This is a genomic window from Syntrophobotulus glycolicus DSM 8271, assembly GCF_000190635.1.
GTDB lineage: Bacteria > Bacillota > Desulfitobacteriia > Desulfitobacteriales > Syntrophobotulaceae > Syntrophobotulus > Syntrophobotulus glycolicus.
Map to the genome: position 1 here is coordinate 362,275 of NC_015172.1, position 19,730 is coordinate 382,004.

Sequence of the window (19,730 nt, forward strand, 5' to 3'; positions counted from 1 at the left end):
TATTGAATATGCGAAAAAGTTTGTGCCTATAATCGATGGGATCTACAAAGCTGCCGCTGTCACACAGGGGATGGATGCCGCAACAAGGGCCGATTTCACCGGGGTAAATGAGGTGAAGGTGCTCAAGGTCAGCACTACTGGCCTGGGCGATTACAGCCGTGAAAATGGCTATCCTAAGGGTGATGTGACCGCCGTTTGGGAGACCATGCAGCTGACTGAGGAAAGAGGCAAGGAAATTTCCGTAGATCGCATGGATAATGAGGAGACACTGGGGCTAACATTTGGAACAGTCACGGGTGAATTTATGCGCTTGCACGTTATTCCAGAACTCGATGCCTACCGGTTTGCGAAATACGCAAGTAAATCGGGGATCTCCACCGTAACGGGAGCCGTCCTTACAAAAACTACCATTATTGAGGCGATCGACGAAGCGGTGAGGCAGATGAACGCAGATGAGGTTCCGCTGGAAGGCAGAAAGCTCTATCTCAACAGTGATCTGCAGCCGATCTTGAATAGCGCCCTCAACCGTCAATGGGGGAGTGATGGAACTGTAAATACAGTGCTCAGCGGCTATAACAATATGCCGATTACCTGGGTGCCACCTACAAGGTTCTACACGGCGCTCACGCTCAATCCTGGCACTGCCAATTGGGGATATGCCAAAGGAGCAGGAGCGGCGGACGTCAACTTCATGATCATATACCCGCCTTCAATTCTCCAGGTACAGAAGTTCGCATTGCCGAAAATCTTTGATCCTGATACCAACCAGGACAAAGATGCGTGGAAGTTCCAGTTCCGTCTCTATCATGACGCTTTTGTCTACGACAACAAGGTCAAAGGCATTTACCTGCACAAGAAGCCTGTAGCGTAATGGGAGGGATGAAAAATGCTAATTGCTAAAGACGGCATAAGCCGTGAAATTGATAAATCCAGATTGCAGGAATACCGAAACAAGGGATATGTCCCTGTCGAGGCGCAGGAACAGGTTAAGGAAAGGCCCCTTGAAAAGAAGAATGTCGAGGAATTAAAAGCCTATGCCACGGAAAACGGTATAGATATTTCCGAAGCTAAAAACAAAACGGAAATTCTTGCAATTTTGCTTTCCTCTGAGGAGAAAAAGGGGGAATAATCATGGCCCCTGATTACGAATTCTATACAGATACCTACTACGGGAACAAGATTCCGGAGGCGGATTTCCCCCGCCTCTGTAACCGGGCTGAGAGCTATCTTGACTCGCTTGGGTGCAACCTGTCAGGATTACCTCCCGACAAGCTGAGCATGGCGATATGTGCCGTTGCTGAGGCGTGGCAGACCAATGAGCAGGGCGGGGATGTGGTGAGCCAGTCAGTAGGGCCGTGGAGCAAAACCTTTGCAGCCGCCAAGCCCAAGACAAATGAGCAGCGGCTTGCCGATGCTGCAAGGTTGTATATCGGCCCCTGCGCAAGCGGAGTGAGGTGGGTGTAATGTTTCCGCATACCGTAACAATCTATAACAAATATATTGATACTGGTATAGAGAAGTGGCAGAGAACCGTGATATCCGGTGTCTTCTGGAACAGTTCCAAGGGTGCGGCAGTCCGAAAAACAGGAGTATCAACTGTAGATGGTCTGCAACTGATCATTCCTTTTTCGGCCAGTTCGTTCTACGTAAAGCCAAAGGAATGGGCGGCGCTTGAAGATAAATCCGGACACTGGACCTTGCAGAGCGGGGATATCGTTATTCTGGGTGAACAGAGTTATGAGGTTGTAAAATCCTCCAGCGAATTGAAACAGTTTGATGATGTACTGACCATTACCAATGTCGATACTCGGGATTACGGTGGCAGTATGTCGCACTGGGAGGTGTCGGGGAAGTGAGTCATAAGGGTATCCGAATCGAAACTCCACGGGGGGCAGTGGTCAAGAGTAAAAATGGTGTTCGGGCAAGGCTGAGATGGAATCCAGACTTCGTGGATAAACGGCAGGGGTCCTATGACAAAGCTCAGATGTATGTAGATAATGAAGTCCTGAGACTGTCGGACCCTTACGTCCCATTTCAAAGCGGTCTGCTCAAGAAAAGCGGTATCCTCGGAACCGTCCCCGGTCGTGGGGAGGTCATCTGGAACGCTCCATATGCACGGTACCATTACTACGGCAAGGTTATGATCGGCAGGGCTCCAAAGCAGCGGACAGGCCAAAACCTACAACATCACGGCGCGCCAAAGCGCGGGGCTTTCTGGTTCGTTCGAATGAAAAAGGATAAGCTCAGTCAGATCCTAGCAGGCGCTAGGCGGATTGCTGCAGGAGGAACCAGATGAGCATTATAAAAGCTTTGCAGGATTATCTAAAAACCTATGGCGGCATGGACATGCGTCCGATATCCGAGGTTCTGACTGATCAGACCAGGGAGAACGCTTCAAGCTATGCGCTGGCTCCATCCGGCAATGGCAAAACAGTGACGGATATTGTTGGCAATAAAACCTTTGAAAACAATTATGTGTTTTATGCCAAGGAGGCTGTCGCCGATGAGATAGACCGGCAAGAGAATTATGACTTTCTGGAGGATCTTTCCGACTGGTTGGACGAACAGAACGACGCTGGCAATCTCCCGGAGCTGCCTGGGCAGTATGAAGCCGAAAGCCTGGAAGTGTCCAATGTCCTGCTCTTTGATATCGATGAGGACGGCACCGGTCTTTACCAGGTGCAGATCAAACTTATATTAACCAAAAAGAAAGGGTGATAATATGGCTGGAAAAGTTAAAAGAAGTCAGATTGCGGCGTTCTTGAATACCGGTACTTCAGCTTCCCCGACATGGAGCCTGATCGGTGACGGCGTGACAGAGCAGACTATTGCTTATAATCCGCAAACGTCGGAAGAAATTTATATTAACCAGGACAGCGGTAATACCAATATTGAAAGCTACAGACCAACGATACCGACGCCGATGACGGCCATAAAAGGCGATGCCGTATTTGATTTTGTGGACGAAATCCGGAAGAGCCGGAAAGTGTTAGCAGATGCGGAAACTGAGGTTTGCCTTGTTTACCTGTATGAAACGGCGGAGTCCGGGGCGTACCCAGCGGAAAAGAATTCCTGCTCAATTCAGATTGACGATTTTGGCGGGCCCGGTGGAGAGAGTGCTAAAATCAACTTCACGCTTAACTTGAACGGGGATCCAGTCGTCGGGACATTTAACCCGACAACAAAGGCTTTTACCGAAGAATAATAGATGAGCCCTGCTGTCTTGCGGGGCAAATCTCTTTTAGGAGGATATGAGTTTATGAAACTAACCACAGGACGCATAGAGATACCAATTGAACGGGATGGGGAGAATGTCGGCAGCCTGGCCTTCAATCCAAACGACATGGCTTTTGTTGACCGTTTTTACGGCCTGATCGGCGACTTCGAAGCAAAGGAAAAGGAATACCAGGAAAAGGCCTTGGCGCTTGAAGAGAATACAGAGACCGATTCCTACGGCATACCGAAGAACATGAAAGAACGCTTGGCGCTGCTGAAAGATATTTGCGGGTTCTTGCGGGGGCGGATTGATTATGTATTCGGTGACGGCGTCAGTCAGAAAGTTTTCGGCGATGCTAATACCCTTGATATGTTTGAACAGTTCTTCGATGGCATCGCCCCTTTTATCCAGCAGGCAAGGGTAGGAAAGGTCGAAAAGTATACCGGCAACAGGGCCCAACGCAGAGCGGCCAAGGTGATGAAGTAAGGTGAACATTTTAACAGAGCAGCTGCCGACGGCAGTCGAGATTGACGGCGCAGTGTATGAGCTGGATACCGATTTTCGGAGCTGCTTAAACATCATCCTGGCTTTTGAGGACCAGGAACTGACCGACTATGAGAAGCAGATTGTTTTGCTTCAGCTTCTTTACAGAGAAATTCCGGAGAATGCCAAAGAGGCTTGTCGGCTTGGAGTGAAGTTCCTGGACTGCGGTGAAGAGCAAGGAGAGGGCGGCAGCCATGGTGATGGTGCTGGCCGGTTGTATAGTTTCAACCAGGACGCTAAGTATATCTATTCCGCCATAAAACAAAGCCACGGCGTTGACCTTGAGACAGTTGATTATCTGCACTGGTGGAAATTCTGCTATATGTTCCTTGACTTGCGGGAAGATTGTTTCTTCCATCGGCTTATTCATTTACGCCGTCAGAAAAATCTTGGGAAGCTTACCAAAGAGGAAAGAGAGCTGTATTACAAGATTCAGGATATAGTAGATCTTCCGGAAGTGCGGACGAGTGAAGAAAAGATCGTCGCGGATGAGTTTATGCGGTTGCTGAACGGAGGGTGAGAAAAACGGATTATAAAGATAGGTATGAATGTGAATTATGGGCGCACAGATACTGGCACAAAGCCTTTTGTATTGCGGCGGCATTGTTATCATATACATGGTTTTCTTTAATCGGCTGTTTGATTATTTGGTTAGTAACCAAAAAATAATAGATGTTATCAATCCTGCTACAGCTCCGCCAGCTATACCAAAACTTGCAATTTTCCAATCATGCTTAAACTGCTTTTTCTGTTGCTCTTTGGCAAAATTTTTATCCGCTTTACGATTTTGATTTTCTCTAAAGATTTTCAATGGATCGTCGCTCAATTATGATCATCCTTCATATGGTTATGTAGAAATCATACCATAGGATGGAAAATAATCACTATTTCCAGCTATTCGGCCCGTATTTCTGCTCAAGAGTAGCATTCATTTCTTCAATTTCCTTAATGTTATTAGGGGACATTTTATGGAAATAATCTTCTAATAGAGTGTAAAAGTTGCAAACTTTATTGTATTTTGCTTTGTTAGTTTTTAGGGCATTGATTTTGTTTAATGTTTCCTGATAAAACCGGTTAATGAATAAATGAGTATTACGTTCCCTTCCTATTTCAAGGTCTCTGAATTGCTTACTTGGCTTGGTTCCGTTAAATTTTATTGAATCCTCCAATAAAGAAAGTTTCTCCATGCAATCAAGAAGAGTGTCATAGCGGGCAAAAAACACATCCGGTTTTTTGGTTGTGTTAACTAAGTTTGCCGAATCGTTTGCTATTTTTAATAATCCTGGTGCCATAAATCCAGCCTCTGTCTTATTTTTTGGCATGCGAGTATTAGACGTATGAGAACGCGGAGTAAACTTTTTAGGTTTAAAAATATCAAACAATCCCACAATAACCTCTCCCTTGGTAAAATAGTACCATAGTTCTGTTGAAAATAGTATCTGGTCTGTTGTATTATTTTGGTAAAAGAGAAGAAGGAGTATTGATGAACATGAAAAAGAAAATGCTATCCTTAATTATGTTTGCCGCGTTTTTGGGGTGGGGATTGGTATTGACCGGTTGCGGCAGCGAGGAAGCAAGTGCCCCATCAGAAAATAGCGAAAAAAGTTGGACGGAAGTAATAAAATTTGAAGGTGAAAGCGCCAAAGATACGGAAACCTTTAATATTTCATCCAATGAATGGCGAATTGTTTGGGATACTCAGCCTGGTAATCTAGGCGATATGAATTTTTCAATAAGTGTCTACAAAAGCGACGGCTCACTGGAAAGTGTCGCTGCTAATGTGATCGGAAAGGCAAATGACTCAAGTTATGTACGAGGAAAAGGTGAGTATTATCTATCAATCAATACTGGGCAGCCTTACACAATTACGGTAGAAGAAAAGAAATAACAAGCGGTCTCGAATATTACATGCAAAGCATTCTCATTGAGAGGGTGCTTTTTCTATTGCTCAAAATAGGGCGGGTGATAACATCAAAAAAATAAAATGCCCTTATTGTGGGTACGAAATGCCCATTGAACACGCCAAGGAGGCTATTTGCAAAGGCGTATTTGTGAAATGCAAAGGCCGAACGTGTAAAAAGATATTTGAGATTAAACTGAATGAAACAAAAATAATCAAGTAGTGCCTGAGTGCCGATGATTATTGCTTTCTCATAACGGGAGGTGAAATCATTGGCAGCAGGTTATGACGGTAGTATCAGGATTGATACCAGGGTAGATACAAAAGGTTTTAATACAGGAATGAAGCAGATTTCCGGTGGGTTAGCTGGCATAGCTTCATCATTAGGAAAATTGGCCGGCGCTGTCGGTCTTACATTCGGTGTTAAAGCAATAATTGATTTTAGCAAGGAATCAGTTAAGGCCGCGACAGACTTGTCTAATGCCATGATGGGACTCCAGAGCATCATGGAGGGTCAGGGCCGGAGCTTTGCTAAGGCTCAGCAATTCATCAATGACTACATTTCAGACGGTTTAATACCGGCAACGGATGCGATAACTGCTTATAAGAATCTTGCATCGCGTAAATATACTGATACCCAGATCCAGCAAGTCCTTGTTGCCTTAAAAGATAGCGCTAGCTTTGGCAGGCAGGCCAGTTATAGCCTGGGCGAAGCGGTAGAAACTGCTACCGAAGGATTGAAAAACGAAAATTCAATTTTGGTCGACAACGCTGGGGTTACAAAAAATGTAGCTCGGATGTGGGATGAATACGCCAAGTCTATCGGTACCACAGCCGCCAATCTCTCACAGCAGCAAAAGATACAGGCAGAAGTCACGGGCATACTGGAAGAATCTAAGTATCAGATCGGCGATGCCGCAAAAGTAGCAGATAGCTATTCCGGGCAAATCCTAAAGCTCGGCTTTAATTTCAATAATCTCAAAGTAGCCGTGGGAAATGCGATAATTCCACTAGCGCAGGCGGTACTTCCTTCTATCAATGCTATAATAGCCGGGCTTACACGGCTTGCTAATGTCTTTGCCCAGGTGACTGCGGCTCTTTTTGGGAAGCAAGTAAAAGCGCAGGAGCAAGTGGCAAAGACGGCTGCTGCTGGTGCAAAGGCTGAAAATAGCCTAGCTAAAGCAACTGAGAAGGCAGGAAAAGCTGCAAAGGGGTCCCTGGCAAGTTTCGATGAGCTAAATGTCCTCGCGGAAGATACCGCCGCTGGAATGGGAGCCGCTGCTAATGGCATTGAAGATACGTCTTTCGGTGGCGTTGATACAGACGCTGGTCTCAGCGGAGAGCTAGGCGCTGATATGACCGTCAGTCCAGCAGTCCAAACGGCGGTTGATACTTTCATGAGGATTCTGGAGCCCCTGCAGTCGATCAAGCTTGATAATCTCAATGCTGCTTTCGATCGGCTAAAAGAAGCAATCAGGCCAATAACAGCAGCACTCTTCGCTGGCCTGGAATGGGCTTATCTGAATATTTTTGTCCCGCTGGCGGAGTGGACGATAGAGGACGCGCTTCCGGCATTCTTAGACGTACTGTCTGGGGCATTAAAAGTTCTTTCCGCTGTCATTGAGGCGCTAACACCATTGGCGCTATGGCTGTTTGAAAACTTCCTAAGGCCTATAGCTGAATGGACCGGTGGACTGATTGTTGCCTCACTAGAAGCCTTAGCCGGTGCTCTTAAAGGTGTAAGCGATTGGATTAGTGAGAATGAAGGCTTAGTTCAGGGAATGACCGTAACGGTCGGTTTATTTTTTGCAGCATGGAAGGGCACTGAACTTTTAGCATTCATTCAGATGAGTGGCGGGGTAGCGGGAGCCTTTAAAATTATCAAAGATGCCATAAAGGGTGCAACAATAGCCCAAATTGCAAATAAGTGGGAGACTGTTGCTCTCACTGGCCTTTATGCAAAGGATTTCGTAGTATCTATTGGCGCAGCAGCGAAGGCAATCGCTTTTTCGACAGGTAAATGGGCAGCAAACACCTTCGCAATGATTGCTAACAAAATAGCTATGGGGGCTTCGGTAATTGCTCAAGGAGCTATGACATTTGCAATGGGTACCTGGAATGTGATTTGTGCTATCGGTACAGGACTCACAGCCGCCTTTGGTGCCGCTGTCGCCTTTCTTACCTCTCCAATCGGACTGGTTCTACTGGCAATTGCAGCGCTAATCGCAATTATAGTATTGCTTGTCACTCATTGGGATAAAGTCAAAGCCGCCGCAGCCGCTGTTTGGACTGAAATAACAAAAATATGGGGTGTTGCTTCAGGCTGGTTTAATCAAAACGTACTAACTCCATTAAAGAACAACTTCAAAGGGGCAATCAATTTCCTGATTGGGCTCGCTGAGGGGTTTGTAAACGGATTTATTAAAGGGATTAATAAAATTATTAGCGCCCTGAATACCTTAAGCTTTGAAAATCCAATAACAGGGAAAGCATACGGAATAAATATAAGACCGGTAAGAGAGATCAGTATCCCCCGCCTCGCCACCGGCGGCATTACGAGCGGCCCGATGCTGGCTATGATCGGCGACAACCCGGGAGGCCGCGAGGTAGTTGCTCCCCTTGATGATCTCACTGATATGATCGCTAGTGCAGTGGGGGACGCAGTCCTGGCAGTCATGCAGATGGTTCAGAGGAATACGTCAAATCAAGGTGGCGACATCGTAATCCAGGTTGACGGGGCTACATTTGCCAGGATTATAAAGCCATACCTGGCGAGAGAAGATCAGCGTAAGGGATCGGCAATTATTAAACCGATTTAAGAGAGGAGAGGGGGAAAATGATAAAAATAAATAGCATAGAGCTGCCGGCTCTTACCGACTACATTGTATCTATCATGGATATCTCTAAAGCAGAAAGAAACGCCAATGGGACTGTAATCATTGAGCGTATTGCTACAAAGCGAAAAATAGAATTGGCCTTTGGTTTATTAACCAGGGAGCAATTAAGTCAAGTATTAAACTTAGTTGCTCCCGTGTTTTTTACGGTAGAATATGTTGATCCTCAGGATAACGCAATAAAGACAGGAACTTTTTACTGCGGGGACCGTAGCGCTGGAGGACTGCGGTATAAAAACGGCCGTATGTCCTGGAAGGGAATTAAATTTAACCTGATTGAAAGGTAGGTTTAGACAAATGGACTTAGAAAAAAGAATAGAAGCCATGGAAAAGAAAATGGCCGCTCTTGAAGGGCAAGTTCAAAAGCGGCCGGAAAAAATTATTTTAGAGATTGACGGTGAAACTCTTTCTACCGTTCTGAAGAAAAATCACGATTAACTGCCTTCAGCGTCGTATCATAGATGTTTTTATATTGTGTGTAGTAATCAAAATGGACTTCTAAATTTGTGGAATTTGCTTTATTAGCATATTCCCGCAGGATTTCATTTTTGAAACTTTGTAAGATTGATAAGGTTATATCGTGGGCTCTTTGTTCATTAGTTAACATTGCAACACCTCCTTCCTTACCATATTGTACCAGAGGAGGCTAATTTTTTATATGGAAAGGAGGTGTCTGGTCATGATCACAGTCTCAGATCAATTTAAAGAAGCGATATACGCGCCTATCCGGAAAACAGCGGCGAAAGTAACCTTTGAAATACTTGATAATGAGGCCTATGAGGACAATACCATCACGGTCACAGGCGAAGCACCCATAAGCCGGAAAAGCCAACTTGCCAATAAGGTCCGGACAATGACAAACCGGTATGCTACCTTTGAACAGGACTACTGGAAGCTTGACGGTAGTTTTTATATCCCGCCGGTACTGGGAGAAGACAATAGCGAATTAAGCTGGTGGAGCGGGGCTATCTGCGGAAGTGACGGGGTATTTGATCCCTATCAGGTCATAGAATTTGTCTTTGCCGGAGAGCACAACAGCATGGGACTGACCATCACCTTTGATGTCTTGGCTAATGAGTACGCTGCCGACTTCGATATTGACATTTACCGGGCAGACGACAGCCCGGTAAACCATCAAGCGGTAACCGGGAATACCAAAACAGTTTACGCACTGATCCATGGCCTAGACAATTACGGGAAAATCGTTATTACAATCAAAAAGTGGACGAATCCATACCGGAGAGCCAGGATAACAGAAATTGACTTTGGTGTGATTAAGAACTATGAGGGGGATAAGCTCATCAGCCTAAACTTGATTGAAGAAATGGCGGTAATAGGAGATACAATCCCGATAAACGAGCTTAGATTTACGGTAGATAACAGTGACAAAGAATTTAACATCTTAAATCCTGAAGGATTTTACCGTTTTTTTAAGGAGAGACAAGAAATTTCCCTAAGTCTCGGTGTAGAAATATTTGAGGGTCTTTTTGAATATACCGATTTCAAAAAATACTATTTGACTGACTGGCAGAGTGATGAAGGCGCTCTGACGGCAACATTTACAGCCCGGAATATCATTGAGTTACTCGATCAGCGGGAATATGTTCCGGCGGTAACGACTAACCTTTATGCCCTCGCTGAAGATATCCTGCTAGGAGCTGGCGTCATGGAGTATTATATCGACCCTGCACTGCAAGCTATTCCCACGGGGGGCTTTCCAGAAAAAATATCTAGACGGAAAGCTCTGCAATGTGTAGGTATAGCAGGAAAATGTGCGGTATATCAAGACAGGCAAGGCATTTCAACTATCCGCCGTTTTGAAAATCTTGACGAGCGTACTGCTTATGTGAATTACGCCGGAGAAGACATGTTTTGCGGAATGACATTTCCGAGCGTAATCGCCGACTATGGGCTCAGGAATATTGACTTTGATAATGCCTACGAAATCCCGCAGATCAAATTAGACAGCCTGGTCAAGTCCCTTACCGTTGTGGTTTATTCCGGGAGTGAAAGACAAGAATTCGTCTATTTTAATGCCGGCATAAGTGAAGGAACCTCACTAAAGCTAGATAATCCTTTGATTCAGTCCGAAGCTCAGGCCGCTGATGTCGCTGGATGGATTTTAGCCGAAAGCAATCTGCGGGCCCTATATAGTATCAACTGGCGCCAGAATCCTTGTTTGGAATGCGGGGATACGGTATTGGTAGAGGATAACTTTGGCATGAAAAAAGCCTCTCGAATCATCAAGCAGGAATACAATTTTCAGGGTTACTTGGTTGGAAAAACGGAAACTAAGGGAGGGGTGTAAGTGGCGTGGATAACCCCTAAAACAGACTGGCGGCCTACCGACTACTACAATTTCGAGGATCTGAACAGAGTGGAAAACAATACAGAAGTTGTGGCCGATATGGTTGCTGCGTTTGATGCAATACCGTCTCTTGTGACTGTAACTAACCGGGATAGGGCAAGTATTGAGTTTGCAGACAGCCTGAACCGGATAGAGGAAAATATCGGCGCTCTGGGCGAACGGTATATCCCTCCTGGGTGGCAGGAAAATAAATTGAACTGGGCGGCGAACACCCCTTTTAGTTATCAAGACGCAATACGGTTGGAGAACAATCTGGCCTTGTTGTATGCTTTTTACCAGGAAAGCATGCGGAACCTGACGTATTGCGGAATGTATTTTTGCGGAGAGGAAGGGATTTAAAATTGTACGCACCGTTGGAATGGAAAAACAGAGAGGTTGAGCGTCCTAGAACATATGAATTAGTTGAAAATATGGATGAAACCGTTACCCTAACCCCGGCAGAGGGAGCGATCATCGAGCCTGGGACGCCTATCGTTGCTAACAACATGAATCACATCGAGCAGGGGATTGCTGATGCTCATAGCGCTCTTGATACGCACCTTGCTGACTATATCAAGCAGCCAGCTACAGGCACGATTACTAGAAACGGGAACGCCTACACATTTAGCTCCACTCCCGCTTTAAACTCTTATACCGATTTTGTAGGTCTCGTTTTAAAAGCGAGCGCCGACAGTACCGGGGCCAGTACGATTAACTGGAACGGCCTCGGTGCGAAGGCACTCAAAACGGCAAGTGGGGAAGATGTCGACATGAAAAATAACGGGGTGTACACGTACCGTTATAACGCCACTACAGGATTCTTTGTCCTGCAAGGCGGAGGGGCATCGGTAAAAGCAGTCGACGAGTTACGCCTTTATGTTAATGCAGCAACAGGGAATGATAGCAATACAGGACTTACAGCAGGTACGGCACTAAAAACTATTAATAAAGCGATTGCCGTAGCCAGCTCCTATATCACGAATAAAGTTGGCATAGAATTTGCCGCTGGTACGTATTCGTTATCGGTGCCGTTGTCAAGTATTCAGTCTACGTATATATGGTTCTCCGGTCGAGGCGCTACATCAGTGCCTGTGCTAAACGCTGCAGATGGAGAAATAAATTTGTCTGGCATGTACAACCAAATAGTTGAGTTTAGCTATGAGTGGACTATAAACGCTAGTATTACCGGCAATGCTAGCGTTATACTGTCCGATTGTACAGTCACTGCTCCCTCTAATAGAACCTATGCCGTTTCGCTCGAGGGATCGCAAATGTTTCGCTCCAGGGGCCCCGCATATTTTACCGGGCGCTTTGGGTCCTGCATCTATTTAAACAGTGTTGGTACTGTTAGTATAACCCAACAGACCTACTGTTCCACAGGGGGGACACCCGGAACTCATTTGTTTTTGGGTAATATTGGATCGGCAATTTTAGAGAACATTCATTTTCAGACGACTAACAATACCGGAATAATAGTTGAAGGCGGATCAACTGTGTCTGTCAAGGGTTGCTTTGGTACGCTAGGCACTAAGCCATTTATAGATTGTGGGGGTTCAATTGTCATGATGGGCAATAATGAAGTTACCGGGGCAACAAACGAAGCCTCGGAGGGCGGCCAAATATTTTCATAATTTAACGCCAATAAGTTAAGGAGGAACACTGGAATGAACTGGGTCAAACTAGCTGGCAGCATCGCTAGCATCAATAAAGCTCCCGTCGTCGGATCTAAAACCGTCGGCACCACAGCAGCAGAAATCTTTGCCGGTGCGCAAAGACTTGCAGGACGAGAGTATATGGAAGTTTGCAACATTGGTACCCTGCCGGTCTACTGGGGTCCTGCAAGCGTGACAGTTAACACTGGTATGCCGATTCAGCCGGGCGACAGTCAAGCTTTTGGCGTCGAACAGACGCCGGTATATTTTGTAGCAAGCGCCAACAACGAAGTACGGATAAGGGAGGCGTAATCATGAGGTATGAAATAAAGGTCACTGTAAACGGCCATGGCTCTGATGTTGATGTTGAGATATACGAGGATGACGATACCCTAATCCTGGCCGGTCACACTAAGATCGGCACAACGGAAGAAACGACAGCAAGACAATACGCTGAGAACATCTTCCTTCCTGATTTGCGCCGGAACTTTCCGGAGATCTCCACTCTTGAACTTCCTATCGACCTTGTGCCGGAGGTGATTCCTGATGAACCTATTAACGAAGAAAATCCGGAAGCCTAGCAGCTATCCTGCTAGGTTTGAACGTGCTGGATCGGGATTTAATCAAGCTGGCAGGATATTCCCGCAACATACACCGAGGGTAGAAAATCAAGTGTTGACCAAAAATTTAGTCGATGGTACGTTTTTGAGAGACCTAAATAGTGATAGTGTTGCCGGTGATTTTATGCCGACTAAGATGGAGAGTGCCTCCTTTGAAAATGGAGTACAGAGCTTCAAGGCCAATGATCAATTTGGTGGTATTTCTAAAACTGGAGCGCTAAATATTGTTGATCACATATATTACGCAAGAGCCTATGTTAAGGCTCCGCCAGGGTATAATACGATTAGATTTCAAGTTTACAGTGTCAGTTATGGGAGCGCTGTTGTACCGATAACTGGCACTGGTGATTTTCAGTTTGCAAGCTTGACGCATAAAATAACGGGCGGGACTGCTTCTCTCATGATACAAGATAACGCCGTTACGCCATCGGAGTCATTTCAGATTACAAAAGCAATTCTGATTGATTTAACCGCCGCGTTTGGCGTTGGCAAAGAACCGAGCAAAGAAGAATGTGATATTAAGTTTGCGGAGGCGAACGGCGGCCCTCTCGTCCAACCGGCAAATCCTGTCTGGATTGAAGAAAACACAACGAATCTAATCCAGTCTCCCTTGGATCTCAACGCGCCGGCTTGGGCAATAGAGCCATACCGGCCTGTGTGCACAGGAGGATACTTAGATCCTTTTGGCAGCAATAGAGCCTGGCTGATACAGGACACGAAAACAAATGAAAACAGTCATCTCCGGCAGAGCGTAACGATACCAAATGATTCCTTGCCCAGAACGTTTTCATCTTTTGTGAAAAGGCACGACGTAGATGTTTGCGGTATATCTGTAATTTTGCTGGGGGGCAGCACAAGTGTGCAGGCGTACGCAAGGCTAAACCTAACAACCGGAGTTATAGGAGAGGGCGATGGCATGTCTGTGGCAGAAGCGGGGGACGGCTGGTATAAAGTAAGTTGTACCTTAGTAAATAACGGCACCGGAAACATTACCTTTATGCCTCGCATCTTCCCCGCCCCTGATGGGGGGACGGGCTCCGTGTATGTTTCCATGCCCCAAGTCGAACAAAAGGGATATGCCACAAACTTTGTTGAAGGAACTCGGTCAACTGAATTGTATACTCTTCCTACTCCGGCGGGACTAACTCCCATACAAGGCAGTATTCGCATGTGGACATATATCAACTCTGCCTCTAAAAGACAAATCACAAGCAACTGGACAAAATTATTATATATTCCTCGAACCAGCGGCGGGAATGGAATATTGATACAACACTCTGCGTCAGCCGCAAACTGGCAATTACAAACATTTAATGACGCGAATACAGCGTCAAGTATCGCTATTTTGGATACTGTCACGCCGAACGGCTGGCATCATTTTGCGGCGAAATGGTCAGCGACAGAGTTGAAATTTTATATTGATGGAGTGGTTGTGGGTACACTAGCAAATCCTAATCTGCCGACCGGATTCGCCAACACCATCATGCTTGGCTGTTCAAGCGTCGGGCAACCGGCATATGCATGGGGTAGCATGATAGATGAGGTGCATATCACAAATGACAGTCCAACTGACAGCCAGATGCTTGATGAGTATCTGACATATCCTGCTGTGCCATATGCGGCTACAGTGGCGCTGATCCGACCAAGAATGCGGACAGTTGAGCAGGGGATATTTTGATAGAAAAAGGGGGCTGAATATTGGAAACATCGGTATCTCAAGCCGTATGCGAAGAACGGCATAAAGCTCTAGACAATTATCTTAGTAACGATAAAACGAAGCTCCTGAAGCATGATGCTGAAATCAAAGATGTCCAGGAGGCTATTGTTGTCCTTACGGAGATCCAACGCCGGCATAATGCAGAAATAGATGACCACGAAGACCGGCTTCGGGGGATTGAGGCGAAGCCCGGGAAACGCTGGGAAAGTATCGTCGGGCAAATTATACAGCTTATTATAGCTGCCGCAATCGGCGGGATGATAGGTAAATTATTTTAAGAGAGGAGCTGATGACTAATGGAAACAAGGCCATGCAGTATTAAGTACATTGACCTGCACCACACAGCCGGGAACGAAGCAAGCCTGGGCGTGATCAGAAATGAGCATATGAAGAATAATGGCTGGGGAGATATCGGTTATAACGCCGTCGTATTTCCCGACGGCACAATCCCGAAAATAACCAATTCGGATGGGAGTTGCGCTACTGGCCGCAGTCTTAAATGGTCCGGTGCACATAACCCAGGGAAGGCTCCCGACGGCAGCGGATACACGATGAACCAGAAAGCCTACGGCCTGTCGCATGTCGGGAACTTCGAAACGGGTACAATGCCGGACGTCCAATTTGCGGCGTCAACAAAGTTTTGCGCGGAGCTGTGTAAAGAACTTAATATTGTGCCGTCCACATCGACTATCCGCAGGCACAGCGACGATTACGCCACCGCCTGCCCAGGGAAGAATTTTCCCTACGAAAAGTATGTCAAAAAAGTAATCGAAATTTATAACGGAGAGGATAAAAAGAAAGTGGAATACGGGATTTTACTTTATTCAGGCGACGATTTTCCTATCGCCTTAAGATTATGCAGAAAATACAAAATGGAATGCGCTATATTTATTAGGGATGAAGACACCCATAAGGCTCCAGAAATAAGTGAAAAGGTAAAAACCTTATTTATCGTCGGTGGCACCAGTATTGGACATAGCGGCGAAGTGCTGCTCGGTGGTGACAATTGGTTTGAAACTGCCGAGAAAGTAGGAAAGCATTTGAAGGCGATATAATGAAATGGTTCTCACAAAAATGGTCACAATCTTATACGCATAGGATTGTGACCATTTTAATATTTAATAGTGTGGCCTGGGTATGGTGCAGTTACTATCTCGCCTACATTGGGAAAGAAGAAATCGCTGAGTCTTTATCCGAGAAAGTTGTAATAAATCTTATTGCTGTATTTTTGGGCTATGCGGTAAAAGCCTTGTTTGAAAATATCAGCAAAAATACAGATTGGCCGGCCCAAAATACAACAGAAGCCCAAAGGGAGGAAAAATATTAAGGAGGAATTATGTTGGAAACATTGCAGGAAGTCGCCGTTTATTTCATTTTAGCGCTGGTGTGCGGGATTGGCGCATGGCTTTTGAAGACGAAAAAAGAGCAGCTCCTGAAAACAATTGCTGACCTTTGTCAAAAAGCAGAGGAGGCCGTCCAGGGATCTGGCCTGGGTGCGGAAAAGAAAGCAAAAGTCATTGCATACTTAGAAGCCGCCGGGGTAAGTGTCACCGATACTGTAAGTAATCTCATTGATGAAGTGGTTGAAAAACTGAATAAAAAAAGCGGTTGGCTTGTATCGAGTGCTACCAGTACCGCGACAGCAGCAGTAAAAACGGAGTAGTCATAGCACGACAAAGCCCGGGGATGTAATGTCCTCGGGCTTTTTTTGTTAGAACAGGCAACGCCTGAGGCAGCAGGTGGGGAGTCACTTAACCTGATACCAAAGAATATTAAAACCAGACACTCTTTCGGGAATCTTAGAAACGATATTTTTTGAAAAATATTCGCGCAAAGGCTTGTGCAGTTCATTGAAAAGAATAAACCCGTACCGATCTTTAGGGAGTTCCATTTCAATTGTCCTGGTGATGTACTTTACTGGAGCGTATCCACTGGAAAGGTTTACCCTAGCCTTGAAACAGATTTTTGCCATTTTAGATTTCACCTTCCATTCTTTCGATTGTGTACCCATGAACCCTAGTCTTACTTAGATCGTTATTTTTCATCCTCATGAGATTTTCCATTATTCCGTCCATGTCAAAGGGCAGATTGTGAAGTAATCCGGTTGAGAGTTCCTCGATACATCCAAATGCTTCATGTGCTGTGGAGCAATCTCGGACCAGCGGGAAATGCCCGTTATCAACAGTGATTTTGTAATACATATTTATATCCTCCTTTATGTTTGCCTCTTGATTAGTGTCGGTAAGCACATATTAACATGACTCCTTAATGGAGTCAATAGGATATTGACACTTTTTTAGAGTATATTTATAATTGATTTGAGGTGATATCATGGTCAAATCAAAGCTAAAAGAAATCATAGATAAAAAAGGATTGTCTATTCGTAAAGTGGCAGGTGACATAGAATACAGGTTTGAAACTGTGCGTAGGATGTACAATAATGATACGAAACACTACCCGCAGGATCTCCTTGATAAGCTTTGTACTTATCTAGACATAGAGGTTGGCGAATTGCTTGTGAATAAACGAGGAAAGGATGCTACCTTTAAGGCTAATTTCAAAATTGAAGGTATGAAAAGAATAGAGAAGTTTAGGAGTGATTCTATCGATCGTTATTCTCCCGACCTTGTGTTTACCGACGAACAAAAAAACAAGCTTGTTATAATAGAACACTCATCTACGGGAGATAGGAAAGTCCACATTGGGGAAATGACACAGTTTGTGATGTATTGCAAAGCTAAGAGGGTAGAGGATGCCTATTTTTTCATATTCCTTGACGGCGCCGGTGCTACTGCCCCCACTGTTGAGACAGTAAAGAAACGATTAGAATATTATGCAGAAAATTTATTAAGTGGTATTTTCAAAGAAACAAATGGAATTAAGTTTATTGGCGTATTAGGCTGTCCTGAAGATGTAAGAGTTGGGGAAGTAACAGAGAAGTTGGGTGATCTGATTAAGGCATGTAGCGATAATGGCGGGATAGTCTATAAGTGGCAGGAGAAAAAATAGCACCGAGGTGCTTGTCACACTTCTCCGGGCAAGACATATATTATAGTGGGGTGTCGATAATCATAGAAATCTTGATAAGCAGAAACCCGGTTCGTAAATGGCCGGGGTTCTGCTTTTTTGTTTTAAAGTGCGCGGGGCATTGTCTATTTATTGCCACCCACAGTGACGTTATTATAAATAGGAAAAGAATTAAATAGTAGGCTTACGCTACGCGAGGGATTATAAATTTAAACACAGCTTGTTGCTGGCCCCCGCAACCAAAGAAAGTTAAAACCTTCAGAGAATGTATTCTGAAGGTTTTTTAATTTTTTAAATCACTGAGGAGGCTTACAAATAGAACAAGGGCCGTATCCGGATGATTTCGCTTTAGAAAGAGTGGTTTCTATTTTGCTTTTGGACAGATGCCGGCAACCGTCGCGATGGTATTGATGTCCGGTATCAGTGACATATACCGTTACATCTGATTTGTTGCTGCTTGGAGTCTTTGCAACCGGGGCTGGAGGAGCGTTTTCTTTTACGGGAGAAGCTTTTTTGTCGAAAGTAATCGTTTTTCCATCACTGGTTGCGACAATCGTTCCTGACAGATCAGTACGGAAAACCTCAATACCGGCATCGGACAACGCGTTTAATGTGGCGTCATGGGGGTGTCCGTAACTGTTATCTTTTCCACAGGATATTGCTGCATATTTGGGAGAAACGGCCTTCAAAAATGCCGGTGTGGTAGAAGAGTCACTTCCGTGGTGGCCGACCTTTAGGACAGTTGCTTGCAGGTTCCCATTTTTCAGCATTTCATTCTCGGAATTTGATTCGGCATCTCCGGTAAATAAAAACGAAGTATTATGGTAAGTGATTTTTAGTACGGCACTGTAATGATTTAGATCATCATAATTCGAACCGGTTGGAGCAAGAAAGGTTCCGGTTATTCCAGAGACATCAAGTCGTGTACCGGCTTTAGCCTCTACGCGTTTTGCCCCGGATGCAGAGACTGCGGATATAAAGTCATTAAAAGTCTGTGTTGTAGTAGTCGCGTTCGGCAGGTAAACAACCCTAGGCGGAAAAGCCTTGATTACAGTATCCAGCCCGCCAATATGATCCTCGTGAGGGTGAGTAGCGATAATCGCTGCTAACTCGGTGACTCCTTGGGCTTTAAGATAGGCAACGACCTTAGGACCGTCCTCGTTGTTACCGCCGTCAATCAGAATTACGCTGGAAGGGGATTGAACCAGAGTGGAATCTGCCTGGCCAACGTCAATGAAATGAACGCTTAAAGACCCTGCTGCTTGGGCTGCGGGCGCGCTCGAAGGGGAGGCGGCAGTTGGTGTGCTTGCACTCGGAGATGTATCACCGAAGGCAACGCTTAACTGGACGAGAAAGAGAAAGCCAAAGGCAACGGTTAGGGCGGCTTGCAGAGGTTTATTGAACTTTTTTGTCCTGAACATAAAAAATAAACCCACTGGCGGCAGCACAAATAATAATACCCAGAATAGCCAAGGGTTTTTATTAAAAAAATCCATTTTTTCCTTCCTATTCTTCCTCATCAAAAAAATGATCAAAGAGTTTTTTAGCGCGATCTTTGCGCTGAACTGTGGCGGCCTGATCAACAATCACTTTAATCTGAATAACATCACCTTCCTTGGCTGCGGGGAAAAGGGCCTTCGGAAGATGAAAGGTTTTGCGGTCATTTGTCGTTATAACCGCCCATTCACCTTCAAAACGATCAATGATGTACATATTTCACCTCATTTTCGATTATTAATGATTTTATACTTGTTAATTCTCTATATTTCTCCTTAATCCTTTAGAAGACGAAACAAAACAAATACAGATGCAA

29 protein-coding genes are annotated in these 19,730 nt (G+C 45.2%); 23 read left to right on the top strand and 6 right to left on the bottom strand.

Annotation, left to right across the window (positions count from 1 at the left end; all coding sequences use genetic code 11):
- The first annotated feature begins 22 nt into the window (after positions 1-22).
- The 9 genes from SGLY_RS01800 to SGLY_RS01840 are packed head-to-tail and all read left to right on the top strand — an operon-like array spanning position 23 to position 4,280.
- A complete protein-coding gene (locus SGLY_RS01800) occupies positions 23-871 on the top strand; it encodes a hypothetical protein (RefSeq protein ID WP_242822968.1) in 849 nt (282 codons plus the stop codon).
- Between the two features lie 15 nt (positions 872-886).
- Positions 887-1,129, top strand: a complete 243-nt coding sequence (locus SGLY_RS01805) for a hypothetical protein (RefSeq protein WP_013623578.1) — start codon at positions 887-889, stop codon at positions 1,127-1,129.
- Positions 1,130-1,131: 2 nt separating this feature from the next.
- Positions 1,132-1,464, top strand: coding sequence for a head-tail connector protein (locus SGLY_RS18025; protein ID WP_013623579.1), 333 nt, complete (start codon positions 1,132-1,134; stop codon positions 1,462-1,464).
- Complete coding sequence (locus tag SGLY_RS01815) at positions 1,464-1,856, top strand: DUF6751 family protein (protein WP_013623580.1); 393 nt, start codon at positions 1,464-1,466, stop codon at positions 1,854-1,856. The genes SGLY_RS18025 and SGLY_RS01815 overlap by 1 nt, the downstream gene beginning before the upstream one ends.
- A complete protein-coding gene (locus SGLY_RS01820; RefSeq protein ID WP_013623581.1) occupies positions 1,853-2,296 on the top strand; it encodes a minor capsid protein in 444 nt (147 codons plus the stop codon). Before SGLY_RS01815 ends, SGLY_RS01820 begins: the two co-directional genes overlap by 4 nt.
- Entirely contained in the window at positions 2,293-2,718 is a 426-nt protein-coding gene (locus SGLY_RS01825; protein ID WP_013623582.1) for a phage tail terminator protein, read from the top strand. The genes SGLY_RS01820 and SGLY_RS01825 overlap by 4 nt, the downstream gene beginning before the upstream one ends.
- Before the next feature lie 4 nt (positions 2,719-2,722).
- The gene (locus SGLY_RS16925) at positions 2,723-3,205 is read left to right on the top strand and encodes a phage tail tube protein (protein WP_013623583.1); all 483 of its coding nucleotides are present in this window, start codon (positions 2,723-2,725) and stop codon (positions 3,203-3,205) included.
- Positions 3,206-3,259: 54 nt separating this feature from the next.
- A complete protein-coding gene (locus SGLY_RS01835; RefSeq protein WP_013623584.1) occupies positions 3,260-3,703 on the top strand; it encodes a DUF6673 family protein in 444 nt (147 codons plus the stop codon).
- A 1-nt stretch (position 3,704) separates the two neighbouring features.
- A complete protein-coding gene (locus SGLY_RS01840; RefSeq protein ID WP_013623585.1) occupies positions 3,705-4,280 on the top strand; it encodes a bacteriophage Gp15 family protein in 576 nt (191 codons plus the stop codon).
- Between the two features lie 123 nt (positions 4,281-4,403).
- On the opposite strand, the gene SGLY_RS01845 is transcribed toward SGLY_RS01840, so the two are convergent.
- Together SGLY_RS01845 and SGLY_RS01850 are read right to left on the bottom strand one after the other, a co-directional pair.
- The gene (locus SGLY_RS01845) at positions 4,404-4,586 is read right to left on the bottom strand and encodes a hypothetical protein (RefSeq protein WP_041444546.1); all 183 of its coding nucleotides are present in this window, start codon (positions 4,584-4,586) and stop codon (positions 4,404-4,406) included.
- A gap of 58 nt (positions 4,587-4,644) precedes the next feature.
- Positions 4,645-5,148 (bottom strand): hypothetical protein, encoded by a 504-nt coding sequence (locus SGLY_RS01850; protein WP_041444547.1) that lies wholly within the window; start codon positions 5,146-5,148, stop codon positions 4,645-4,647.
- Positions 5,149-5,243: 95 nt separating this feature from the next.
- On the opposite strand from SGLY_RS01850, the gene SGLY_RS01855 reads away from it, so the two are divergent.
- From SGLY_RS01855 to SGLY_RS01865, 3 genes are all read left to right on the top strand, one after another.
- Positions 5,244-5,648: a hypothetical protein gene (locus SGLY_RS01855; RefSeq protein WP_013623587.1), complete on the top strand. Its 405-nt coding sequence runs from the start codon at positions 5,244-5,246 to the stop codon at positions 5,646-5,648.
- Between the two features lie 284 nt (positions 5,649-5,932).
- Positions 5,933-8,479, top strand: coding sequence for a phage tail tape measure protein (locus tag SGLY_RS01860; RefSeq protein ID WP_013623589.1), 2,547 nt, complete (start codon positions 5,933-5,935; stop codon positions 8,477-8,479).
- A 17-nt stretch (positions 8,480-8,496) separates the two neighbouring features.
- Positions 8,497-8,841, top strand: a complete 345-nt coding sequence (locus SGLY_RS01865) for a DUF6711 family protein (protein WP_013623590.1) — start codon at positions 8,497-8,499, stop codon at positions 8,839-8,841.
- A 122-nt stretch (positions 8,842-8,963) separates the two neighbouring features.
- Here SGLY_RS01865 and SGLY_RS01870 read toward each other — a convergent pair whose 3' ends face one another.
- Positions 8,964-9,161 (bottom strand): hypothetical protein, encoded by a 198-nt coding sequence (locus SGLY_RS01870; RefSeq protein WP_013623592.1) that lies wholly within the window; start codon positions 9,159-9,161, stop codon positions 8,964-8,966.
- A gap of 72 nt (positions 9,162-9,233) precedes the next feature.
- On the opposite strand from SGLY_RS01870, the gene SGLY_RS01875 reads away from it, so the two are divergent.
- Genes SGLY_RS01875 through SGLY_RS01920 form a run of 10 tightly spaced genes read left to right on the top strand, consistent with a single transcriptional unit; the run spans position 9,234 to position 16,553 of the window.
- Complete coding sequence (locus SGLY_RS01875) at positions 9,234-10,862, top strand: hypothetical protein (protein ID WP_013623593.1); 1,629 nt, start codon at positions 9,234-9,236, stop codon at positions 10,860-10,862.
- Complete coding sequence (locus SGLY_RS01880; RefSeq protein WP_013623594.1) at positions 10,863-11,261, top strand: hypothetical protein; 399 nt, start codon at positions 10,863-10,865, stop codon at positions 11,259-11,261.
- Between the two features lie 2 nt (positions 11,262-11,263).
- On the top strand, positions 11,264-12,532 hold the full coding sequence (locus tag SGLY_RS01885; RefSeq protein WP_013623595.1) for a hypothetical protein: 1,269 nt from the start codon (positions 11,264-11,266) through the stop codon (positions 12,530-12,532).
- Positions 12,533-12,565: 33 nt separating this feature from the next.
- Positions 12,566-12,865 (top strand): hypothetical protein, encoded by a 300-nt coding sequence (locus SGLY_RS01890; RefSeq protein WP_013623596.1) that lies wholly within the window; start codon positions 12,566-12,568, stop codon positions 12,863-12,865.
- 2 nt (positions 12,866-12,867) lie between these two features.
- A complete protein-coding gene (locus SGLY_RS01895) occupies positions 12,868-13,134 on the top strand; it encodes a hypothetical protein (RefSeq protein ID WP_013623597.1) in 267 nt (88 codons plus the stop codon).
- On the top strand, positions 13,100-14,851 hold the full coding sequence (locus tag SGLY_RS01900; protein ID WP_013623598.1) for a LamG domain-containing protein: 1,752 nt from the start codon (positions 13,100-13,102) through the stop codon (positions 14,849-14,851). The genes SGLY_RS01895 and SGLY_RS01900 overlap by 35 nt, the downstream gene beginning before the upstream one ends.
- Positions 14,852-14,871: 20 nt before the next feature.
- The gene (locus SGLY_RS01905) at positions 14,872-15,168 is read left to right on the top strand and encodes a hypothetical protein (protein ID WP_013623599.1); all 297 of its coding nucleotides are present in this window, start codon (positions 14,872-14,874) and stop codon (positions 15,166-15,168) included.
- Positions 15,169-15,186: 18 nt separating this feature from the next.
- Entirely contained in the window at positions 15,187-15,945 is a 759-nt protein-coding gene (locus tag SGLY_RS01910) for a peptidoglycan recognition protein family protein (protein ID WP_013623600.1), read from the top strand.
- Complete coding sequence (locus SGLY_RS01915; protein ID WP_013623601.1) at positions 15,945-16,217, top strand: hypothetical protein; 273 nt, start codon at positions 15,945-15,947, stop codon at positions 16,215-16,217. Before SGLY_RS01910 ends, SGLY_RS01915 begins: the two co-directional genes overlap by 1 nt.
- A gap of 12 nt (positions 16,218-16,229) precedes the next feature.
- The gene (locus tag SGLY_RS01920; RefSeq protein WP_148228051.1) at positions 16,230-16,553 is read left to right on the top strand and encodes a hypothetical protein; all 324 of its coding nucleotides are present in this window, start codon (positions 16,230-16,232) and stop codon (positions 16,551-16,553) included.
- A gap of 310 nt (positions 16,554-16,863) precedes the next feature.
- Here SGLY_RS01920 and SGLY_RS01930 read toward each other — a convergent pair whose 3' ends face one another.
- Positions 16,864-17,091 carry a hypothetical protein gene (locus SGLY_RS01930; protein WP_013623604.1) on the bottom strand — a complete coding sequence of 76 codons (228 nt, stop codon included), beginning with the start codon at positions 17,089-17,091 and terminating at the stop codon, positions 16,864-16,866.
- A 130-nt stretch (positions 17,092-17,221) separates the two neighbouring features.
- On the opposite strand from SGLY_RS01930, the gene SGLY_RS17350 reads away from it, so the two are divergent.
- Entirely contained in the window at positions 17,222-17,899 is a 678-nt protein-coding gene (locus tag SGLY_RS17350; protein ID WP_013623605.1) for a helix-turn-helix domain-containing protein, read from the top strand.
- A 314-nt stretch (positions 17,900-18,213) separates the two neighbouring features.
- Here the strand turns inward: SGLY_RS17350 and SGLY_RS01940 are convergent, their stop codons facing one another.
- Entirely contained in the window at positions 18,214-19,413 is a 1,200-nt protein-coding gene (locus SGLY_RS01940) for a ComEC/Rec2 family competence protein (RefSeq protein ID WP_013623606.1), read from the bottom strand.
- Between the two features lie 10 nt (positions 19,414-19,423).
- A complete protein-coding gene (locus SGLY_RS01945) occupies positions 19,424-19,630 on the bottom strand; it encodes a DUF3006 domain-containing protein (RefSeq protein ID WP_013623607.1) in 207 nt (68 codons plus the stop codon).
- Between the last annotated feature and the right edge of the window lie 100 nt (positions 19,631-19,730).